The organism is Streptomyces azureus, from assembly GCF_001270025.1.
Classification (GTDB): Bacteria; Actinomycetota; Actinomycetes; order Streptomycetales; family Streptomycetaceae; genus Streptomyces; species Streptomyces azureus.
Window position 1 is genome coordinate 21,077 of the sequence record NZ_DF968356.1, and the last position, 14,921, is coordinate 35,997.

General features: G+C 72.2%; 17 protein-coding genes. 10 read left to right on the top strand and 7 right to left on the bottom strand.

The window, feature by feature from the left end; genetic code table 11:
* The first annotated feature begins 52 nt into the window (after positions 1-52).
* Positions 53-865 carry an endonuclease/exonuclease/phosphatase family protein gene (locus AOQ53_RS27530; RefSeq protein ID WP_059421310.1) on the top strand — a complete coding sequence of 271 codons (813 nt, stop codon included), beginning with the start codon at positions 53-55 and terminating at the stop codon, positions 863-865.
* Here the strand turns inward: AOQ53_RS27530 and AOQ53_RS27535 are convergent.
* Positions 835-1,023 (bottom strand): DUF397 domain-containing protein, encoded by a 189-nt coding sequence (locus AOQ53_RS27535; protein WP_059421313.1) that lies wholly within the window; start codon positions 1,021-1,023, stop codon positions 835-837. The genes AOQ53_RS27530 and AOQ53_RS27535 overlap by 31 nt on opposite strands.
* Positions 1,024-1,033: 10 nt before the next feature.
* Positions 1,034-1,831: a helix-turn-helix domain-containing protein gene (locus AOQ53_RS27540; RefSeq protein WP_059421315.1), complete on the bottom strand. Its 798-nt coding sequence runs from the start codon at positions 1,829-1,831 to the stop codon at positions 1,034-1,036.
* A 129-nt stretch (positions 1,832-1,960) separates the two neighbouring features.
* Between AOQ53_RS27540 and AOQ53_RS27545 the strand changes: the two genes are divergently transcribed.
* The 3 genes from AOQ53_RS27545 (at position 1,961) to AOQ53_RS47485 (ending at position 3,052) form a co-directional block, all read left to right on the top strand.
* On the top strand, positions 1,961-2,401 hold the full coding sequence (locus AOQ53_RS27545) for an ATP-binding protein (RefSeq protein WP_059421316.1): 441 nt from the start codon (positions 1,961-1,963) through the stop codon (positions 2,399-2,401).
* Between the two features lie 101 nt (positions 2,402-2,502).
* The gene (locus tag AOQ53_RS27550) at positions 2,503-2,778 is read left to right on the top strand and encodes a hypothetical protein (RefSeq protein WP_063888989.1); all 276 of its coding nucleotides are present in this window, start codon (positions 2,503-2,505) and stop codon (positions 2,776-2,778) included.
* A 145-nt stretch (positions 2,779-2,923) separates the two neighbouring features.
* Positions 2,924-3,052, top strand: a complete 129-nt coding sequence (locus AOQ53_RS47485) for a hypothetical protein (RefSeq protein ID WP_269085474.1) — start codon at positions 2,924-2,926, stop codon at positions 3,050-3,052.
* 38 nt (positions 3,053-3,090) lie between these two features.
* Here the strand turns inward: AOQ53_RS47485 and AOQ53_RS27555 are convergent, their stop codons facing one another.
* The 3 genes from AOQ53_RS27555 to AOQ53_RS27565 all read right to left on the bottom strand — a co-directional run bounded on the left by AOQ53_RS27555 (position 3,091) and on the right by AOQ53_RS27565 (position 6,553).
* Positions 3,091-4,614, bottom strand: a complete 1,524-nt coding sequence (locus AOQ53_RS27555; RefSeq protein ID WP_059421320.1) for a CehA/McbA family metallohydrolase — start codon at positions 4,612-4,614, stop codon at positions 3,091-3,093.
* Positions 4,615-4,763: 149 nt separating this feature from the next.
* Positions 4,764-5,414 carry a response regulator gene (locus AOQ53_RS27560; protein ID WP_059421322.1) on the bottom strand — a complete coding sequence of 217 codons (651 nt, stop codon included), beginning with the start codon at positions 5,412-5,414 and terminating at the stop codon, positions 4,764-4,766.
* Complete coding sequence (locus tag AOQ53_RS27565) at positions 5,411-6,553, bottom strand: sensor histidine kinase (RefSeq protein WP_059421324.1); 1,143 nt, start codon at positions 6,551-6,553, stop codon at positions 5,411-5,413. Before AOQ53_RS27565 ends, AOQ53_RS27560 begins: the two co-directional genes overlap by 4 nt.
* A 134-nt stretch (positions 6,554-6,687) precedes the next feature.
* Here AOQ53_RS27565 and AOQ53_RS27570 point away from each other — a divergent pair, with 134 nt between their 5' ends.
* The 5 genes from AOQ53_RS27570 (at position 6,688) to AOQ53_RS27590 (ending at position 11,683) form a co-directional block, all read left to right on the top strand.
* A complete protein-coding gene (locus AOQ53_RS27570) occupies positions 6,688-7,386 on the top strand; it encodes a class I SAM-dependent methyltransferase (protein ID WP_059421326.1) in 699 nt (232 codons plus the stop codon).
* Positions 7,383-7,889 (top strand): DedA family protein, encoded by a 507-nt coding sequence (locus AOQ53_RS27575; protein ID WP_059421328.1) that lies wholly within the window; start codon positions 7,383-7,385, stop codon positions 7,887-7,889. The genes AOQ53_RS27570 and AOQ53_RS27575 overlap by 4 nt, the downstream gene beginning before the upstream one ends.
* Before the next feature lie 67 nt (positions 7,890-7,956).
* Positions 7,957-8,811: an LLM class F420-dependent oxidoreductase gene (locus AOQ53_RS27580; RefSeq protein WP_059421330.1), complete on the top strand. Its 855-nt coding sequence runs from the start codon at positions 7,957-7,959 to the stop codon at positions 8,809-8,811.
* Between the two features lie 36 nt (positions 8,812-8,847).
* Positions 8,848-9,054, top strand: coding sequence for a hypothetical protein (locus AOQ53_RS27585; protein WP_059421331.1), 207 nt, complete (start codon positions 8,848-8,850; stop codon positions 9,052-9,054).
* Positions 9,055-9,097: 43 nt separating this feature from the next.
* The gene (locus tag AOQ53_RS27590) at positions 9,098-11,683 is read left to right on the top strand and encodes a bifunctional FO biosynthesis protein CofGH (RefSeq protein ID WP_059421332.1); all 2,586 of its coding nucleotides are present in this window, start codon (positions 9,098-9,100) and stop codon (positions 11,681-11,683) included.
* A gap of 161 nt (positions 11,684-11,844) precedes the next feature.
* Here AOQ53_RS27590 and AOQ53_RS27595 read toward each other — a convergent pair whose 3' ends face one another.
* On the bottom strand, positions 11,845-13,254 hold the full coding sequence (locus AOQ53_RS27595; RefSeq protein WP_059421333.1) for a hypothetical protein: 1,410 nt from the start codon (positions 13,252-13,254) through the stop codon (positions 11,845-11,847).
* 36 nt (positions 13,255-13,290) lie between these two features.
* The gene (locus AOQ53_RS27600; RefSeq protein ID WP_174523361.1) at positions 13,291-13,743 is read right to left on the bottom strand and encodes a GtrA family protein; all 453 of its coding nucleotides are present in this window, start codon (positions 13,741-13,743) and stop codon (positions 13,291-13,293) included.
* Positions 13,744-13,860: 117 nt separating this feature from the next.
* Here AOQ53_RS27600 and AOQ53_RS27605 point away from each other — a divergent pair, with 117 nt between their 5' ends.
* Positions 13,861-14,859 carry a glycosyltransferase family 2 protein gene (locus AOQ53_RS27605; protein WP_059421337.1) on the top strand — a complete coding sequence of 333 codons (999 nt, stop codon included), beginning with the start codon at positions 13,861-13,863 and terminating at the stop codon, positions 14,857-14,859.
* Positions 14,860-14,921 lie beyond the last annotated feature (62 nt).

Sequence of the window (14,921 nt, forward strand, 5' to 3'; positions counted from 1 at the left end):
GTTCCTGCTTCAATGATCCCTGACGCGGCGGGACGAGAGCGGGTGGCTGCGGATGCGGATCGTGACCTGGAACCTCTGGTGGCGCTTCGGGCCCTGGCAGGCACGGCAGAAGGCGATTCTGACGGCCCTGAGGGAGCTGCGCCCAGACATCGTCGGCCTCCAGGAGGTGTGGGCCGCCGACGGCGAGAACCTCGCCGAGTGGCTGGCCGGTGAGCTGGGCCTGCACTGCGCCTGGGCCCCCTCGCCCGCCCCGGAGCGCTGGCGGCGGCGGATCGGGGACCCCACCGTGGACATCGGCAACGCCGTGCTCAGCAGATGGCCGGTCGTGGACCGGGCCATGCTGCCGCTGCCCGCCCCGGCCGACGTGAACGACGGCCGGCTGGCCCTCTACGCCCGCCTGGCCGGCCCCACCCACGAAATCCCCTTCTTCACCACCCACTTCACCTCCGCCCCGGACGCCTCCGCGGTCCGCTGCGGCCAGGTCGCCGCGCTCGCCGGGTTCGTCGCCCGGCACCGCGGCGACACCCCGTTCCCGCCCGTGGTCACCGGCGACCTCAACGCCTGGCCCGACTCCGACGAGATCCGTCTCCTCGGCGGCTACAAGACCGCCCCGGCCGTGCCCGGCCAGGTCCTGCTCGACGCCTGGGAGTACGCCGACCCGGCCGCGCCCTGCGCCACCTGGGACGCGGCCAACCCGTACGTGGCGCAGACCCACGAGCCGAGCGTGCGCATCGACTACATCCACGTGGGCCCGCCCGGCCCCGGCGGACTGGGCCGCGTACGGGACGTCCGGCGGGCGTGCGACGGCCCGGTGGACGGGGTGTGGCCGTCGGATCACGCGGCGGTGGTGGCCGACCTGGCGTAGGAGAGCAGGGCGCGGAATGCGGTGTGGCTGGTGGTGAGGATGACTTGGGGCGGGTCGGAGCGGTCGGTTATGTGGACGGAGTCGGGGCTGACGGATATGTGGACGCAGGCCTCCCCTTCTTGGCAGTACGACGACTTCTGCCAGCGGTGCGTGGGCATACCGGCTCCTTTACAGATTCTGGGCGATGGCGTGGATCAGGTCCCGGGACTTCTCGGGGCTGAGCGCGGCGGCCTCGACGACGTCCAAGAGCCGTCGGTACCTCTCCAAATGTGCCTCGGCGTCGAGCAGTACGGGACCGTGAAACTGGTCCAGTTGCACGGTGTCCAGCTCCGGTACGGGACCGCAGAGGTAGTTGATGGACTGGCCTGATCCCGGGAACGCCCCGACGCCGAAGGGAAGTACCCGAAGGGTGATGTGGTCCCGCTCGCTCATGTCGATCAGATGCTTGAGCTGCTCACGGGCCGCCCTTCGGCCACCGACCCGCATGTGCAGGGCGGCTTCGTGGATGACGGTGCTGTACGGATTCGGGTTCTCCCGGAACACCACGTCCTGGCGTTTGATGCGGTGTGAGACGCGGTGCTCCACCTCCGGCGGGGTGGGAGTCGGGATCGCCTGACTGAAGATCTCCCGGGCGTGCTCAGTGGTCTGGAGCATGCCGGGGATGTGCGAGGTGAAGGCGGTACGGATGGCCGTTGCGTGATGCTCCAGCTCGGCGAGGGTGAGTAGCCCCGACGGAAGCACCTCGCGGTACGCGTCCCACCACCAGCCGCGTGTCTTTTCTCCGGCCATGTCCACCAGGGCGTCGATGTAGTGCTGGTTCGTGCACGAGTAGACGTTGGCCATTGCCCGGACCCGGTCCGGGCTCACTCCGAACCTGGCCGACTCGACGTTGCTGAGTTGACCCGAGCTGGTGCCGAGCATCTGTGCGGCCTCGGTCGAGGTCAGGCCGGCCCGCTCGCGGAGCAAAGCAGCTTTGCAGAGCCTCTATCTTCATTCCCGGGCACCCCGCCCGGAAGCGCACCGTGGGACGCCATGGCACAGACACCGGGCACCGTAGGCAAGACCCCAACTTCCCTGAGTGATCGGAGACTTCCGATGGCCACCGTATCCCCGTCCTGGAACTACACCCTGCACCTGCCGCACGATCCACGCGCAGCCGGCATCGCACGCGGCACCCTCAGACTCATTCTCGCCGCTCACGAGATGCCTGAACTCGTCCCGACGGCGGAACTCCTGGCCGCCGAACTGCTGGCGAACCCGCACTGCCACACCGAGGGGCCGTACGCCCTCCGCGTCCGCTCGGCGGAGCCCGGCCGGCTCCGTGTGGCCGTATGGGACACAGACCCTCGTGTCCCGCCCGGCTTCTCGAACGGCGGATCCCCGGCGCCCCCACCGGACGCCGAGCACGGCCGCGGCCTCCCTCTCGTGCGCGCCTGCGCGGACGCGTGGGGCGCCTCGGTGTTCCGCGAGCTGGGCGCGTCGAAGGGCGGCAAACTGCTGTGGGCCGAGTGCGGGGGCGGAGCGGCAGCGTGGTGAGCGGGGCTGTGCGGGCCGTAGGCCATGGAGCGCGATGCCCGTCCAGGGCGGGCGGCGCCATACTGGGAGGTGGAGCGATGCCCTTTCATCAGGAGCAGATCATGAGTGCACAGCCCGAGCACGGCTGGACAGCGATGCCGCTGCCGGAGATCCGGACCGTGGACGATTTGCGCAGTGCGCTCAGCCGCTACGGCTTCCCGGGCGACCGGGAGCGGTTCGAGGAGGAGCTTGCGGCCGCCATAGGAGCCTCCCCGACCAACGACCTCACGGGCGCCGCAGCCGTGGTCCGGGCCTACCGGCACCGGGTGCTGATCAGGAATTCGCCCGACATCATGGCGGCTCTTGAAGAGGCGCGAGCCGGGGGCGGCGGCGCGTGAACGAAGTCCCGTTGGAGGAGGCCGAGCCTGTGCGTAAGGCGTTCGGTGACCTGACGGAGGGGGAGCGGGAAGTCGTCCGGGAGGCGCTCGTCGCCATCGCCCGCGACCCGGCGGCCGCGAGATCCCCGGCTGGCGGCCTCCGTCCGTGGAATACACGTACACCACGCCCCTGGCCGGTGACTCGGCTGAGGCGATCACCGTCGTGTACACGCACACTCCGGGCATGGGAGTGACGGTCGTCCACTACTTCCGTGATCCACAGGTCGTGGACTGACTCCGCCGCGTACCCCCTGAAGGGCCCCACACCCGCTCTCACTGACGTCCGAGAAAGATCGGGTTCGTGAACGCCGCCAGCACCCCCGGCACCGGCCCCGCCGCCGCCTCGTGCCGCACCTCCGCCCGTACGTACGCCGCGTAGGACGGGGTCGTCCGCCACTCGACGACACCCGAGCCGGACACCGGCAGCGGGGCGCTGGTGTGCAGCACGCCCTGGTCGGTGACGAAGCGGACCGTGCAGCGCGGGGCGCCCGTGACCTCCAGGCGGACGGTGACCGGGGTGTCGCGGTCCACCCGCAACCGCTCGCCGATGCCCGCGTGTTCGCCGCGTGCGCCGGACGCCCGGAACGACAGCTCGACCTTGGCGGACTCGGCGACGTACGACCGTCCCGCCCGGATACCCTCCTGGATCGCCCGTCGGGTCAGGTCGTCGGCCAGGACGACCGTCTGGGGCCGTCCGACGGGGTCCGGGTCGCGGTGGGCGTCGCTGCTGCCCATCGCCGGGATCCAGTCGCGCCCGTCCCGCACGGAGGCCACCAGCATGCTGTCCCAGTCGGCGAGGGCCACCTCGTCGTCGGGCGTGTAGGGGCCGTTCCACACCTCGACCGCGTCCGCCTCGCCGAAGCCGAACTTCCAGTTGCAGCCGACGCAGGTGGCGTGCGGGTGGGCCGGGACGACCAGGCCTCCGGCGCGACGGATCTGGCGGGCGAACCGGCCGAAGCGGTTGTCGCGGGCCCGGTAGCGCCAGTCGACGAAGGTGCCCGGGTCGGTGCCGAGCGCGACGACGTGACCGTTGCGCGTGGTGACCTCCTCGCCCAGCATGACCAGCAGGTCGTCCCCGGCCACGTCCGACCAGTGGGCGTGCGCCGCGTGCGTGTTGTGCTCGGAGGAGTTGATGAAGTCCAGCCCCGCCGCCCGCGCCAGCGCCCCGATCTCGGCGGGGGTGCGACGGCCATCCGAATACCAGGAGTGCAGATGGCAGTCGCCCCGGTACCAGGCACGGCCCCGGCCCCTGGCCCGGTCCGGCGGGTACACGGGCCGGGCGGCCTCGCCCGGCTCGCCGTACGTCAGCGTGATCGTGATCTCGTACGACAGGCCCTGTGGGGCGACCGTGTACGGGCCGAGCGCGATGTGCCAGGTGCCCTCGCGCACCGGGCCCGGGATGTAGCCGGGCGTCGCCTCGTCCGCACGGATGAAGAACTCCGTGCGCGCCCCGCCCGACCAGCCACGGAAGCCCCGGCCGCCGAGCTCGGTGCCGCGGTCGTCGAAGATGCCGATGTCGAGGGCGTTGCCGGTCGTGCCGGCCGGGACGGACGGGCGGTCGTAGGTGTAGGCGACCTTGATCTCCCGGACGCCGGCCGGGACCTCGACCGGCACGTACACGAAGTCGGGGGAGCCGGGCGGCAGGGTGCCGCGCACCGTTCTGCTCTCCTGGTCCCGGTCGCCCTGGTTCCCGTCGGCCGCTGAAGCGAAGCTCACGCTTCCCAACGTAAGCGCGGCAGCCGCTCCCGTCACGAACAGAGCGCGCCGGCCGAGCCCGCCGTGGTTGTCCTCGCACATACTGCTGCTCCCCAGGTGTCGTCCGCTGACATGGCATGGGTGGTGCAGGGGTGGTGCGTGCAACCTTTGTATTGAGCCGTGAACCGGCGTGTAAGGGAAGGGGATCCGGCGGCGGGAAACAGCCGAACAGGCCGGGTCGGCCAGGGAGTTCAGGCGGTGAGTCCGGCGTCGCGTGCCAGCAGGGCCGCCTGCACCCGGTTGGCGACCTCCAGCGCGGTGAGGATGCGGCTGACGTGGGCCTTGACGGTGCTCTCGCGCATGCCGAGACGGTCGGCGATGTCGGCGTTGGTCTCCCCCTGGGCGAGCAGGGTCAGCACCTCGCGTTCCCGGGGCGTGAGCCGGTCGAGGCGGGCGCGGGCGGCGGTCGCCCGCGGGCCGCCCGAGCGGTGGTAGCGGTCGATGAGGCGGCGGGCGGCGCTGGGGTGGAGCATCGCCGAGCCCGCGGCGACGAGGTGGACGGCGCGCAGGATCTCGGCCGGGTCCGTGTCCTTCAGCAGGAAGCCGTCGGCCCCGGCCGCGAGGGCGTCGTAGACGTACTCGTCGAGATCGAAGGTGGTCAGCGTGATCACCCTCGGGGGACGGTGCAGGGCGCGCAGCCGGGCCGTGGCCGTGATGCCGTCCATGCGGGGCATGCGGACGTCCACGAGGGCGACGTCGACGCGGTGCACGGTGGCCTGCTCGACGGCGTGCAGGCCGTCGGAGGCCTGCGCGACTACCTCGATGCCCGGGTCGCCGTCGAGCAGGTCGGTGAGGCCCAGGCGGACCAGGGCGTCGTCGTCGGCGATCATGGCGCGGATCATGCGGGGGTGCCGTTCTGTTCGACGGCGGCGGGGTGCGGGATGCGGGCGGCCAGCCGCCAGCTGCCGGCCCCGCCGGGTCCGGCGTGCAGGTGGCCGCCGAGGGCGGTGACGCGCTCGCGCAGGCCGACCAGTCCGAAACCGGAGGTGACGGCGTGTGCGGCCGGGCCGCCGGGGGCGTTGGTGACCTCCACGGTGGTGGCGGGCGGCCGGTAGCAGAGCTGGATGCGTACCGGGGCGCCCTCGGCGTGCTTACGGGCGTTCGTCAATGCTTCCTGGACGAGCCGGTAGACGGCCAACCGGTGCGCGGCGGGAGCCTCCTCGGGCCGGCCGTCGACCCGCAGCTCGGCCTGTTGTCCCGCCGCCCGTGCTTGCTCGACCAGTGCGTCCACGTCGCGCAGGACGGGGACGGGAGTGGCCTCGGCGGGCTCGGACCCGGGGTCGCGCAGGGCTCCGAGGACGTCGCGGAGGTCGGCCAGGGCCTCGGTGGAGGCGGTGCGCAGCAGGGCCAGGCGTTCCACGACCGGCGCGGGCAACTGCTCGTTGCGGGTCGCGAGGACGCCCGTGTGCAGGGCGATCAGGCTCAGGCGGTGGGCCAGTACGTCGTGCATCTCCGCGGCGATCCGCGACCGCTCGGCGGCCCGGGCGGCCTCCTCGCGCAACTCCCGCTCGATCCGCAGATGCTCGACCTGGTCGCCCAGCGCCTTCAGCAGCCGGCGGCGGTTGCCCACCCACAGCCCGCCCACCAGGGCCAGCAGCACGAACAGGGTGGAGCCGTACTGCTGCGGGGTCCACAGCGAGACCGCCGGGGGGATGAGCAGGTTGGCGCCCAGCGCGGCCGCGGCGCAGCCCACCGCGACCCGGGCACGCCGGCGCGCCGCCAGGTCGAACAGCACGACGAGCAGCAGCGGCAGCAGCGGCCATCCCCACAGCCCGGTCGCCGCAGTGGCCGGCACGGCGGAGGCGTACCAGGGCAACCGGCGCGCCAGCAGGGCCACTCCGCACAGCACCGCCGTGACGGTGGCCGACGTGACGTACCGGCCGCCGGCGGTGGAGGCGCTGTTCAGCACGGCGAGGGCGGTCAGCAGCACGACCAGGCACCAGCGCCCGTAGGTGCCCCACAGCAGGCTCACACTCCGCATCACTCCCCGGATCCTAGGCGGGCCGGGCCTGTCCGGCCTCCGACCTCGGTCGCCCTCGACCCCCTACCTTCGTAGGGGAGGACCGCCGCACAACGAAGGATTTCCGGGCACGGACCGCTTCCTAGCGTCGAACCATGGATTCCCGAACCATGGACTGGACGTTCCTCACCGAAGCGGCCCGTGATCCGCGCACCACCGGCGCCGTCGCCCCCAGCGGCAAGGCCCTGGCCCGTGCCCTGACCGACCCGGTGCGCGCCCTCGCGCCACGGCCGCTGACCGTCCTTGAGGCGGGAGCCGGAACCGGAGCGGTCACCCGCGCCCTCATCCCGCAGCTGCCGCCGGGCAGCCGTCTGGACGTCGTCGAGGCCAACCCCCGCTTCGCCGGCCGGCTGCGCCGCCTCGTCGGCACGCACCCCTTCCTGGCCGGGGAGCCCCAGCGGGTCCGGGTCCACCGCTCCTACGTCGAGGACCTGCCGGGCGAACAGCGCTACGACGTGATCGTCTCCGGCCTGCCCCTGACCAACTTCACCCCCGGCCAGGTCGAAACGATCATGGCCCGGTACCTGGAGCTCCTCCACCCCGGCGGCACCCTCACCTACTTCGCCTACCGGGGCACCCGGCAGGCCCGCGCCCTGCTGTCCTCCCGCGCGGAAGCGCGTCGGCACCACGCCGTCGAGGAGGTCATGGCCGCTTACCGACTCCGGTACGCCACCGGCCGCTGGTCGGTGTGGGCGAACCTGCCCCCGGCCAGGGTCTGGCAGCTGCGGCGCCCGTGCCGCGACGCGCCGGGCGCGCGGGACGTGCTGTACGACGTCACCGGAGCCCGCCGGTGACCGTCCCCTCGGACGTCCTCGGCCACGTCCCCGCCACCACCGCCTACGCGGTCCTGGCGGTGGCGGTCCTGGCCGAGTCCGTCCTCCTGGTCGGCGCATTCGTCCCCACCCTCGGCCTGCTTCTGGCGGCCGGGGCGCTGGCCCGCACCGGGCACCTGAGCCTGCCGCTCGTCGTCGGGGTCGCGGCGGGTGCCGCGGTGGCCGGTGACCTGCTCGGCCACCGCACCGGAGCCCTGCTCGGCGACCGCCTGCGCACGGGACGCCTCGGCAGCCGTGTCCCGGCCACCGCCTGGCGGAACGCCGAGACCCGGATGCACCGCCGCGGCGGCCAGGCCGTGTTCCTGGCCCGCTTCGTCCCGGTGCTCCGCACGCTCACCCCCCACCTCGCGGGCGCCACCCGCCTGCCCTACCACCGCATCGCGCCCTACAGCGCCGTCGCCGCCCTCCTGTGGGCCACCGCCGAGGCCGGCACCGGCTACGCGGCGATCGCGACGGTCACCTGAGAATGCGGACAGAGTATGCCGACCGGTCGGTATGGACAGTCGAGTGCCTCTCGGGTAGAGATGGCTCATGCGCATCGCCGTAACGATCTTCCTCACCGACGAGACGATCGCCCCGACCCGGCTCGCACGTGAGCTGGAGGACCGCGGTTTCGCCGGTGTGTATCTGCCCGAGCACACGCACATCCCCGTCGAGCGGACCACCCCGTACCCGGCGGGCGGGGAGCTGCCGCGCGAGTACGGACGTACCCTCGACCCGTTCGTGGCGCTCGGCCAGGCCGCCGCCGTCACCGAGCGGCTCGGCCTCGGCACGGGCATCACGCTCGTCGCCCAGCACGACCCGATCGACCTGGCCAAGCAGGTCGCGACCCTGGACCATCTGTCAGGCGGCCGGTTCACGTTCGGGCTCGGCTTCGGCTGGAACGTCGAGGAGGCCGCCGACCACGGCGTAGGGTGGCGCACCCGGCGCGAGCTGGTGCGGGACCGGATGGCGCTGATGCGGGCGCTGTGGTCGGAGGAACCGGTCGCGTACGAGGGGGAGTTCGGCAGCGTCCGGGCCAGTCACGCGCACCCCAAGCCCGTGCGGAAGCCGCGCGGCCCGGTCGTCGGCCCGCGCACGCTCGTCGGCGGCGCCGCCGGGCCCAAGCTGTTCTCCCACATCTGCGAGTACGCCGACGGCTGGCTCCCCATCGGCGGCCGAGGCCTCTCCGAGTCCCTGCCGCTGCTGCGTACCGCCTGGACCGAGGCGGGCCGCGACCCCCAGGCCCTCCAGGTCGTCCCGTACGCCGTCCACCCGACCCCGGGCAAGCTCGCCCACTACGCCGACCTGGGCATCGAGGAGGTCGTGGCGCAACTGCCGCCGGCGGGGGAGGCGGAGGTGCTGAAGGCGCTGGACGGGCTGACGGGATATCTTCCAGGTACCTGACAACTCGGTCCTGGCACAGGGGGAGAGCGCACCGTCATGAGGATCGCCTGGTTAGGGTGGCTCGCGCGGCACTTCACCGAATACGGCTACAGCCAAGGGCTGTTGCGCGCCGCGATCGGCACGTCGGCCGTGCTCGTGACCGCGGCCCTGGTCTGGTTCGCCCTGCACCGCCACAGGCCGCTCGCCGTGGTCCTCAGCGGCCTCGTGTCCGCCCTGGGCATCGGGTGGCTGGCCTTCCACTGACGGGGCCCGACCCGGTTGATCAGCGCGATCGTATGCTCGAAGGATGACGACTTCCGCGACCTCCGGAACCGGCCCCACCGAGAACTCCATGCGTCGCGCCCTGAAACGGGCCAGGGACGGCGTCTCGCTCGACGTCGCCGAGGCCGCCGTCCTGCTCCAGGCCCGGGGTGCGCACCTGGAGGACTTGGCGGCCTCGGCCGCCCGGGTGCGGGACGCGGGCCTGGAGGCGGCCGGCCGCCCCGGCGTCATCACGTACTCGAAGAGCGTCTTCATCCCGCTGACCCGGCTGTGCCGGGACAAGTGCCACTACTGCACGTTCGTCACCGTCCCCGGCAAGCTGCGCCGGGAGGGCCACGGGATGTTCATGTCCCCCGACGAGGTCCTGGACATCGCCCGCAAGGGCGCCGCCCTGGGCTGCAAGGAAGCCCTCATCACCCTCGGCGACAAGCCCGAGGACCGCTGGCCTCAGGCGCGCGAGTGGCTCGACGCGCACGGCTACGACGACACCATCGCCTACGTCCGCGCCATCTCCATCCGCATCCTGGAGGAGACGGGACTCCTCCCGCACCTGAACCCGGGCGTCATGAGCTGGACCGACTTCCAGCGGCTGAAGCCCGTCGCGCCCAGCATGGGCATGATGCTGGAGACGACCGCGACCCGGCTCTGGTCCGAGCCGGGCGGCCCCCACCACGGTTCTCCCGACAAGGAACCGGCCGTCCGCCTGCGCGTCCTGGAGGACGCCGGCCGCTCCTCCGTCCCCTTCACCTCGGGGATCCTCATAGGCATCGGCGAGAACTACGAGGAGCGCGCCGAGTCCCTGTTCGCGCTGCGCAAGGTCTCCCGGGCCTACCACGGCGTCCAGGAGCTGATCATCCAGAACTTCCGCGCCAAGCCGGACACGGCGATGCGCGGCATGCCCGACGCGGAACTGGACGAACTGGTCGCCACGGTGGCCGTCGCCCGCCTCCTCATGGGGCCTTCGGGCTGTATCCAGGCCCCGCCCAACCTCGTCGACGACGAGTACGAGCGGCTGATCGGCGCCGGTATCGACGACTGGGGCGGGGTGTCCCCGCTCACCATCGACCACGTCAACCCCGAGCGCCCCTGGCCGCAGATCGACCAGCTCGCCGAGAAGTCCCGGGCGGCCGGTTTCGAACTGCGGGAACGGCTCTGCGTGTATCCGGAGTTCGTGCGGCGCGGCGAGCCCTGGCTGGACCCGCGGCTGCGCCCGCACGTGGCCGCGCTGGCCGACCCGGAGACGGGCCTCGCCCGCCCCGAGGCCCTGCCGCAGGGCCTGCCGTGGCAGGAGCCGGAGGAGGTCTTCGTCGCCTCCGGCCGCACGGACCTGCACTCCTCGATCGACTCCGAGGGCCGTACGTCGGACCGCCGGGACGACTTCGACGAGGTGTACGGCGACTGGGGCGCCCTGCGCGAGGCGGCCGCCCCGGGCATGGCGCCGGAGCGCATCGACACCGACGTACGGCAGGCCCTGCGCACCGCGGCCGACGACCCCACGAAGCTCACCGACGACGAGGCGCTGGCCCTGCTGCACGCGGACGGCCCGGCCCTGGACGCCCTCGCGCAGGTCGCCGACGACGTACGGAAGTCGGCCGTGGGCGACGACGTCACCTACATCGTCACCCGCAACATCAACTTCACCAACGTCTGCTACACGGGCTGCCGTTTCTGCGCCTTCGCCCAGCGCCGCACGGACGCCGACGCCTACACCCTGTCCCTGGACCAGGTCGCCGACCGGGCCCAGCAGGCCTGGGACGTCGGCGCGGTGGAGGTCTGCATGCAGGGCGGCATCCACCCGGACCTGCCCGGCACGGCGTACTTCGACATCGCGCGGGCCGTGAAGGAACGCGTCCCCGGCATGCACGTGCACGCCTTCTCGCCGATGGAGGTCGTCAACGGCGCGACCCGCACCGGCATGTCGATCCGCGAGTGGCTGACGGCGGCCAAGGAAGCGGGCCTGGACACCATCCCGGGCACGGCCGCCGAGATCCTCGACGACGAGGTCCGCTGGATCCTCACCAAGGGCAAGCTGCCCGCGGCGGACTGGATCGAGGTCGTCACGGCGGCCCACGAGCTGGGCATCCGGTCGTCCTCGACGATGATGTACGGGCACGTCGACCAGCCCCGCCACTGGCTCGGGCACCTGCGCACCCTGGCCGGCATCCAGCAGCGCACCGGCGGCTTCACCGAGTTCGTGACGCTGCCGTTCGTGCACACCAACGCGCCCGTGTACCTCGCGGGGATCGCCCGCCCCGGCCCGACCATGCGGGACAACCGCGCGGTCACGGCCATGGCCCGGCTCCTGCTGCACCCGTACATCCCCAACATCCAGACCAGCTGGGTGAAGCTGGGCACCGAGGGCGCGGCCGAGATGCTCCGCTCGGGCGCCAACGACCTCGGCGGGACGCTCATGGAGGAGACGATCTCCCGCATGGCGGGCTCCTCCTACGGCTCGTACAAGTCGGTCAAGGACCTCATCGCGGTGGCCGACGCCGCGGGCCGCCCGGCGAAGCCCCGGAACACCCTGTACGGGGAGGTCCCGCAGGAGCGCCAGCGGGCGGCGGAGGCGTCGGACGGGCATCTGCCGGAGTTGCTGCCGGTGCTGGACTGAGCGACCGACCGTCTACTGGCCCCCGGTGTCCGCCGGTTGCTGCGCTGTCACGGCGCGGTCGGCGGTGGCGCCGGGGATCGGTGGTGGCGGGCGGCCGTGGCGCGGTTCAGCCGATGCCGGGGGCTGTCTGCCGGAACTGCTGCCGGTTCTCGGCTGACGGTCTACTGGCCCCCGGTGTCCGCCGGCTGACGTGCCGTCAAGGTGCGGTCAGCGGTGGCGCCGGGGCTCGCCGGTCGCGGGGGAGCCGTGTGCCGGCCCAGCCAGAGCAGCAGCAGGCCGAGGGAGCAGGCGAGCGCCGGCCAGTAGACGTAGCGGAAGTTCGTCGCGGGCATGATCGGCAGATAGCCGAGGATGTATGCCGCCGAGCTGATGCCCAGCGCCCGGACCGGCATCGAGAAGGTGCCCTTGCCGGGGCGGATCGCGAGCACCAGCGCGACGGCCAGCCAGAACCAGCCCCGGAACAGCCACCGCACGTCCGTGGTCATGCCGGTGACGTACGTGTCGAGCATGTCCTCCAGCCGTGGGTGCGCCACCTCGATGCCTAGGTCGTTGCGGCTGACCCCCGGGTGGTACGGATAGCCGGTCTCGAACAGCAGACTCGCGAAGAGCCGCAGCCGGTACTGGAGATAGTGCGGCACATGCCCGCTCATCTCGCGCAGCCACAGGGACGTGATCTCGTCGGAGTCCCCGCGCAGCCCGTCCGCCGGGCGTTCGTAACAGGCCCAGTAGGCGTCCGACAGGGCGCCGACGCGCCTGCACTCCTGAGCCGCGGCCACGAGGCGGTCGCGCAGGCCGGGTGGCACATCCGCCGACCGGAGCTCGTCCACCTTCAGCACATGGACCAGGTCGTCGATCATGATCTGCGCGCCCTGTTTCGTCTGGAGGGGCCGCGCGAACAGGGAGATGGCGACGGCCGGCACGACGAGGGCGGCCACGAGCGCCGCCGTGCATGTCACCCACGTACGGCGTCCGGGTGCGCCCCACAGCGCGAGGACCAGCATGACGAAGACGGGGATCGCGGCGACGAAGGCGTTCTTGCGCACCAGCATGGCGTACGCGAGGAACAGCACGCCCAGCCAGAGCAGCCCCCACCGCACGGCGGGCCGAACCCGCCTGTCCCGCAGCCGCAGCCCGGTGAACGCGACAGCGCACGTGGCGAGCAGCGCGAACGCCGCGTGGACGTCCTTCCACACCACCCCGACGAACGTCAGCACGAAGGGAGCCGCCCCCAGCCCGAGCACCGCGAGCGAACCGGCGCGGCTCGCGGTCAGCTCCCAGACGCGCCAGGCCAGCACCCAGAGCGCTGCCCAGAGGACGACGGACTGGAGGACGGCCATGGAGGCGAACGACCCGGTCACGGCGATGAGCGCACGCCACACCAGGCTGAGCACGGGTGGATGCCAGTCGGTCAGCGGCGTCTGCCCCCTGGCCTGCCGGAGCTGGTCGAGGCTGTCGGGACTCAGGTAGCCGGGGGCGAACACGAGGATCGTGCCCAGGCAGCAGACCGCGGCGACGGCGGCCAGCCCCCAGACCCAGCGCTGCGCACGCGGCACCCATGGCATTTGTCCCATATGCCGGATGCTAGCGGGTCGCCGGGTGCCGACGGCTCAGGGTGCGACGAAGACGTAGCGCCGGTAGGCGTAGAAGCGGAACAGGGTCGCGAGCACCCAGCCGAAAATGCGGGCGGTGTTGTCGCTGAGCGCCGAGTCGAGCCCGAGCAACTGCCGGGACGCGAAGACCGTGCCCGCCGTGATGGCGAGACCGACGCCGTTCGCGACGAGGAACAGGCCCAGTTCGTGAGCCACCTTCTCGCGGTGCTGGTGCCGGTAGGTCCAGTAGCGGTTCCCGGCCCAGCTGAAGAGCGTGGCGGCGCCGGTCGCGACGACGGACGCCTGGACGGGAGCGGCTCCCATCGGCCCGCCGGCCGCGCCGCCGGGCAGCCCGAAGACCAGCAGGTTGTAACCGCCGTTGTCCACGACGAAGGCCAGGGCCCCGACGACTCCGAACTTGGCGGCCTCGCGCCAGACATCCCGAACGGCATCACGGACGGAACGTGTCACAGAGGCGAAAACCGGCACAGAGCGAGACTAGCCACCCGGCGCGCCCCCACCCCACGGACGCGCTTATATCGCATGATTTACCCCATATCAGACGCTTGCTCAGGTCAGGAGTGGGGAGTGGTCGTGGAACCGACGATCGCGTGTGTCGTGCCGTGCCACAACGAGGAGGCGGCCGTCGGCAAGGTGGTCGGCGACCTGCGCGCGGCCCTCCCCGAGGCCGTCGTCTACGTCTACGACAACGCCTCCACCGACCGCACCGCGGAGGTCGCCCGTGCGGCGGGCGCGATCGTCCGCCAGGAGCCCCGCAAGGGCAAGGGCAACGTCATCCGCCGCGCCTTCGCCGACGTCGACGCCGACGCCGTGCTCATCGTCGACGGCGACGACACCTACGACGCCTCGCGCGCCCGGGACCTGGTGGACCTGCTCTTCGAGGGGCCGTACGACCAGGTCGTCGGCGCCCGCCGGGTGACGGACGACGGCGCCTACCGGACCGGACACGCGGTCGGCAACAAGCTGCTCACCGGGGCCGTGCGGTCCCTGTTCGGCAACGACGTGACCGACATGCTCAGCGGCTACCGGGTCTTCTCGCGCCGCTTCGTGAAGTCCTTCCCGGCGCTGGCCCGGGAGTTCGAGACCGAGACCGAGATGACGATCCACGCCCTGCACCTCCGTCTCCCCACGGCCGAGGTGGTCGTGGACTACCGGGTCCGGCCCGCCGGCAGCGAGAGCAAACTGCGCACCTACCGGGACGGCTGGCGCATCCTGCGGGTCATCCTCGACCTGGCGCGCCGTGAGCGCCCCTCCCTCGTCCACACCGTGATCGCCGGCGTCCTGGCCCTGATCTCGGTCGTCCTCGGCATCCCCGTCATCGCCGAATTCGTCCGCACGGGCACGGTGCCCCGCGTCCCCACGGCGATCCTCGCCGCCGCGATCATGACCATCGCCGCGCTCGTCCTGCTCGTGGGCTACATCCTCGAGTCGCTCACACACATGCGGCAGGAGCAGAGCCGGCTCGCGCACCTCGCCTACCCGGCCCCCGTCCGCACCCCGCGCTACACCACCCACGGAGCCGGCATCGGCCCCGTACCGGTCCGGAAAACCGTCGACGGCCCCTAGCTTGATCTTTAACCTCGGGCCTCGAACGGCTCGTCGTACTTGATCACTCGCGTCGGTAACTG

Bases quoted from the DNA above. Each gene is read 5' to 3' on its own strand.
- AOQ53_RS27530 (WP_059421310.1), top strand. From the start codon at position 53: ATGCGGATCGTGACCTGGAACCTCTGGTGGCGCTTCGGGCCCTGGCAG.
- AOQ53_RS27535 (WP_059421313.1), bottom strand. From the start codon at position 1,023: ATGCCCACGCACCGCTGGCAGAAGTCGTCGTACTGCCAAGAAGGGGAG.
- AOQ53_RS27545 (WP_059421316.1), top strand. From the start codon at position 1,961: ATGGCCACCGTATCCCCGTCCTGGAACTACACCCTGCACCTGCCGCAC.
- AOQ53_RS27550 (WP_063888989.1), top strand. From the start codon at position 2,503: ATGAGTGCACAGCCCGAGCACGGCTGGACAGCGATGCCGCTGCCGGAG.
- AOQ53_RS27555 (WP_059421320.1), bottom strand. From the start codon at position 4,614: ATGTGCGAGGACAACCACGGCGGGCTCGGCCGGCGCGCTCTGTTCGTG.
- AOQ53_RS27560 (WP_059421322.1), bottom strand. From the start codon at position 5,414: ATGATCCGCGCCATGATCGCCGACGACGACGCCCTGGTCCGCCTGGGC.
- AOQ53_RS27565 (WP_059421324.1), bottom strand. From the start codon at position 6,553: ATGCGGAGTGTGAGCCTGCTGTGGGGCACCTACGGGCGCTGGTGCCTG.
- AOQ53_RS27570 (WP_059421326.1), top strand. From the start codon at position 6,688: ATGGATTCCCGAACCATGGACTGGACGTTCCTCACCGAAGCGGCCCGT.
- AOQ53_RS27580 (WP_059421330.1), top strand. From the start codon at position 7,957: ATGCGCATCGCCGTAACGATCTTCCTCACCGACGAGACGATCGCCCCG.
- AOQ53_RS27585 (WP_059421331.1), top strand. From the start codon at position 8,848: ATGAGGATCGCCTGGTTAGGGTGGCTCGCGCGGCACTTCACCGAATAC.
- AOQ53_RS27590 (WP_059421332.1), top strand. From the start codon at position 9,098: ATGACGACTTCCGCGACCTCCGGAACCGGCCCCACCGAGAACTCCATG.
- AOQ53_RS27595 (WP_059421333.1), bottom strand. From the start codon at position 13,254: ATGGGACAAATGCCATGGGTGCCGCGTGCGCAGCGCTGGGTCTGGGGG.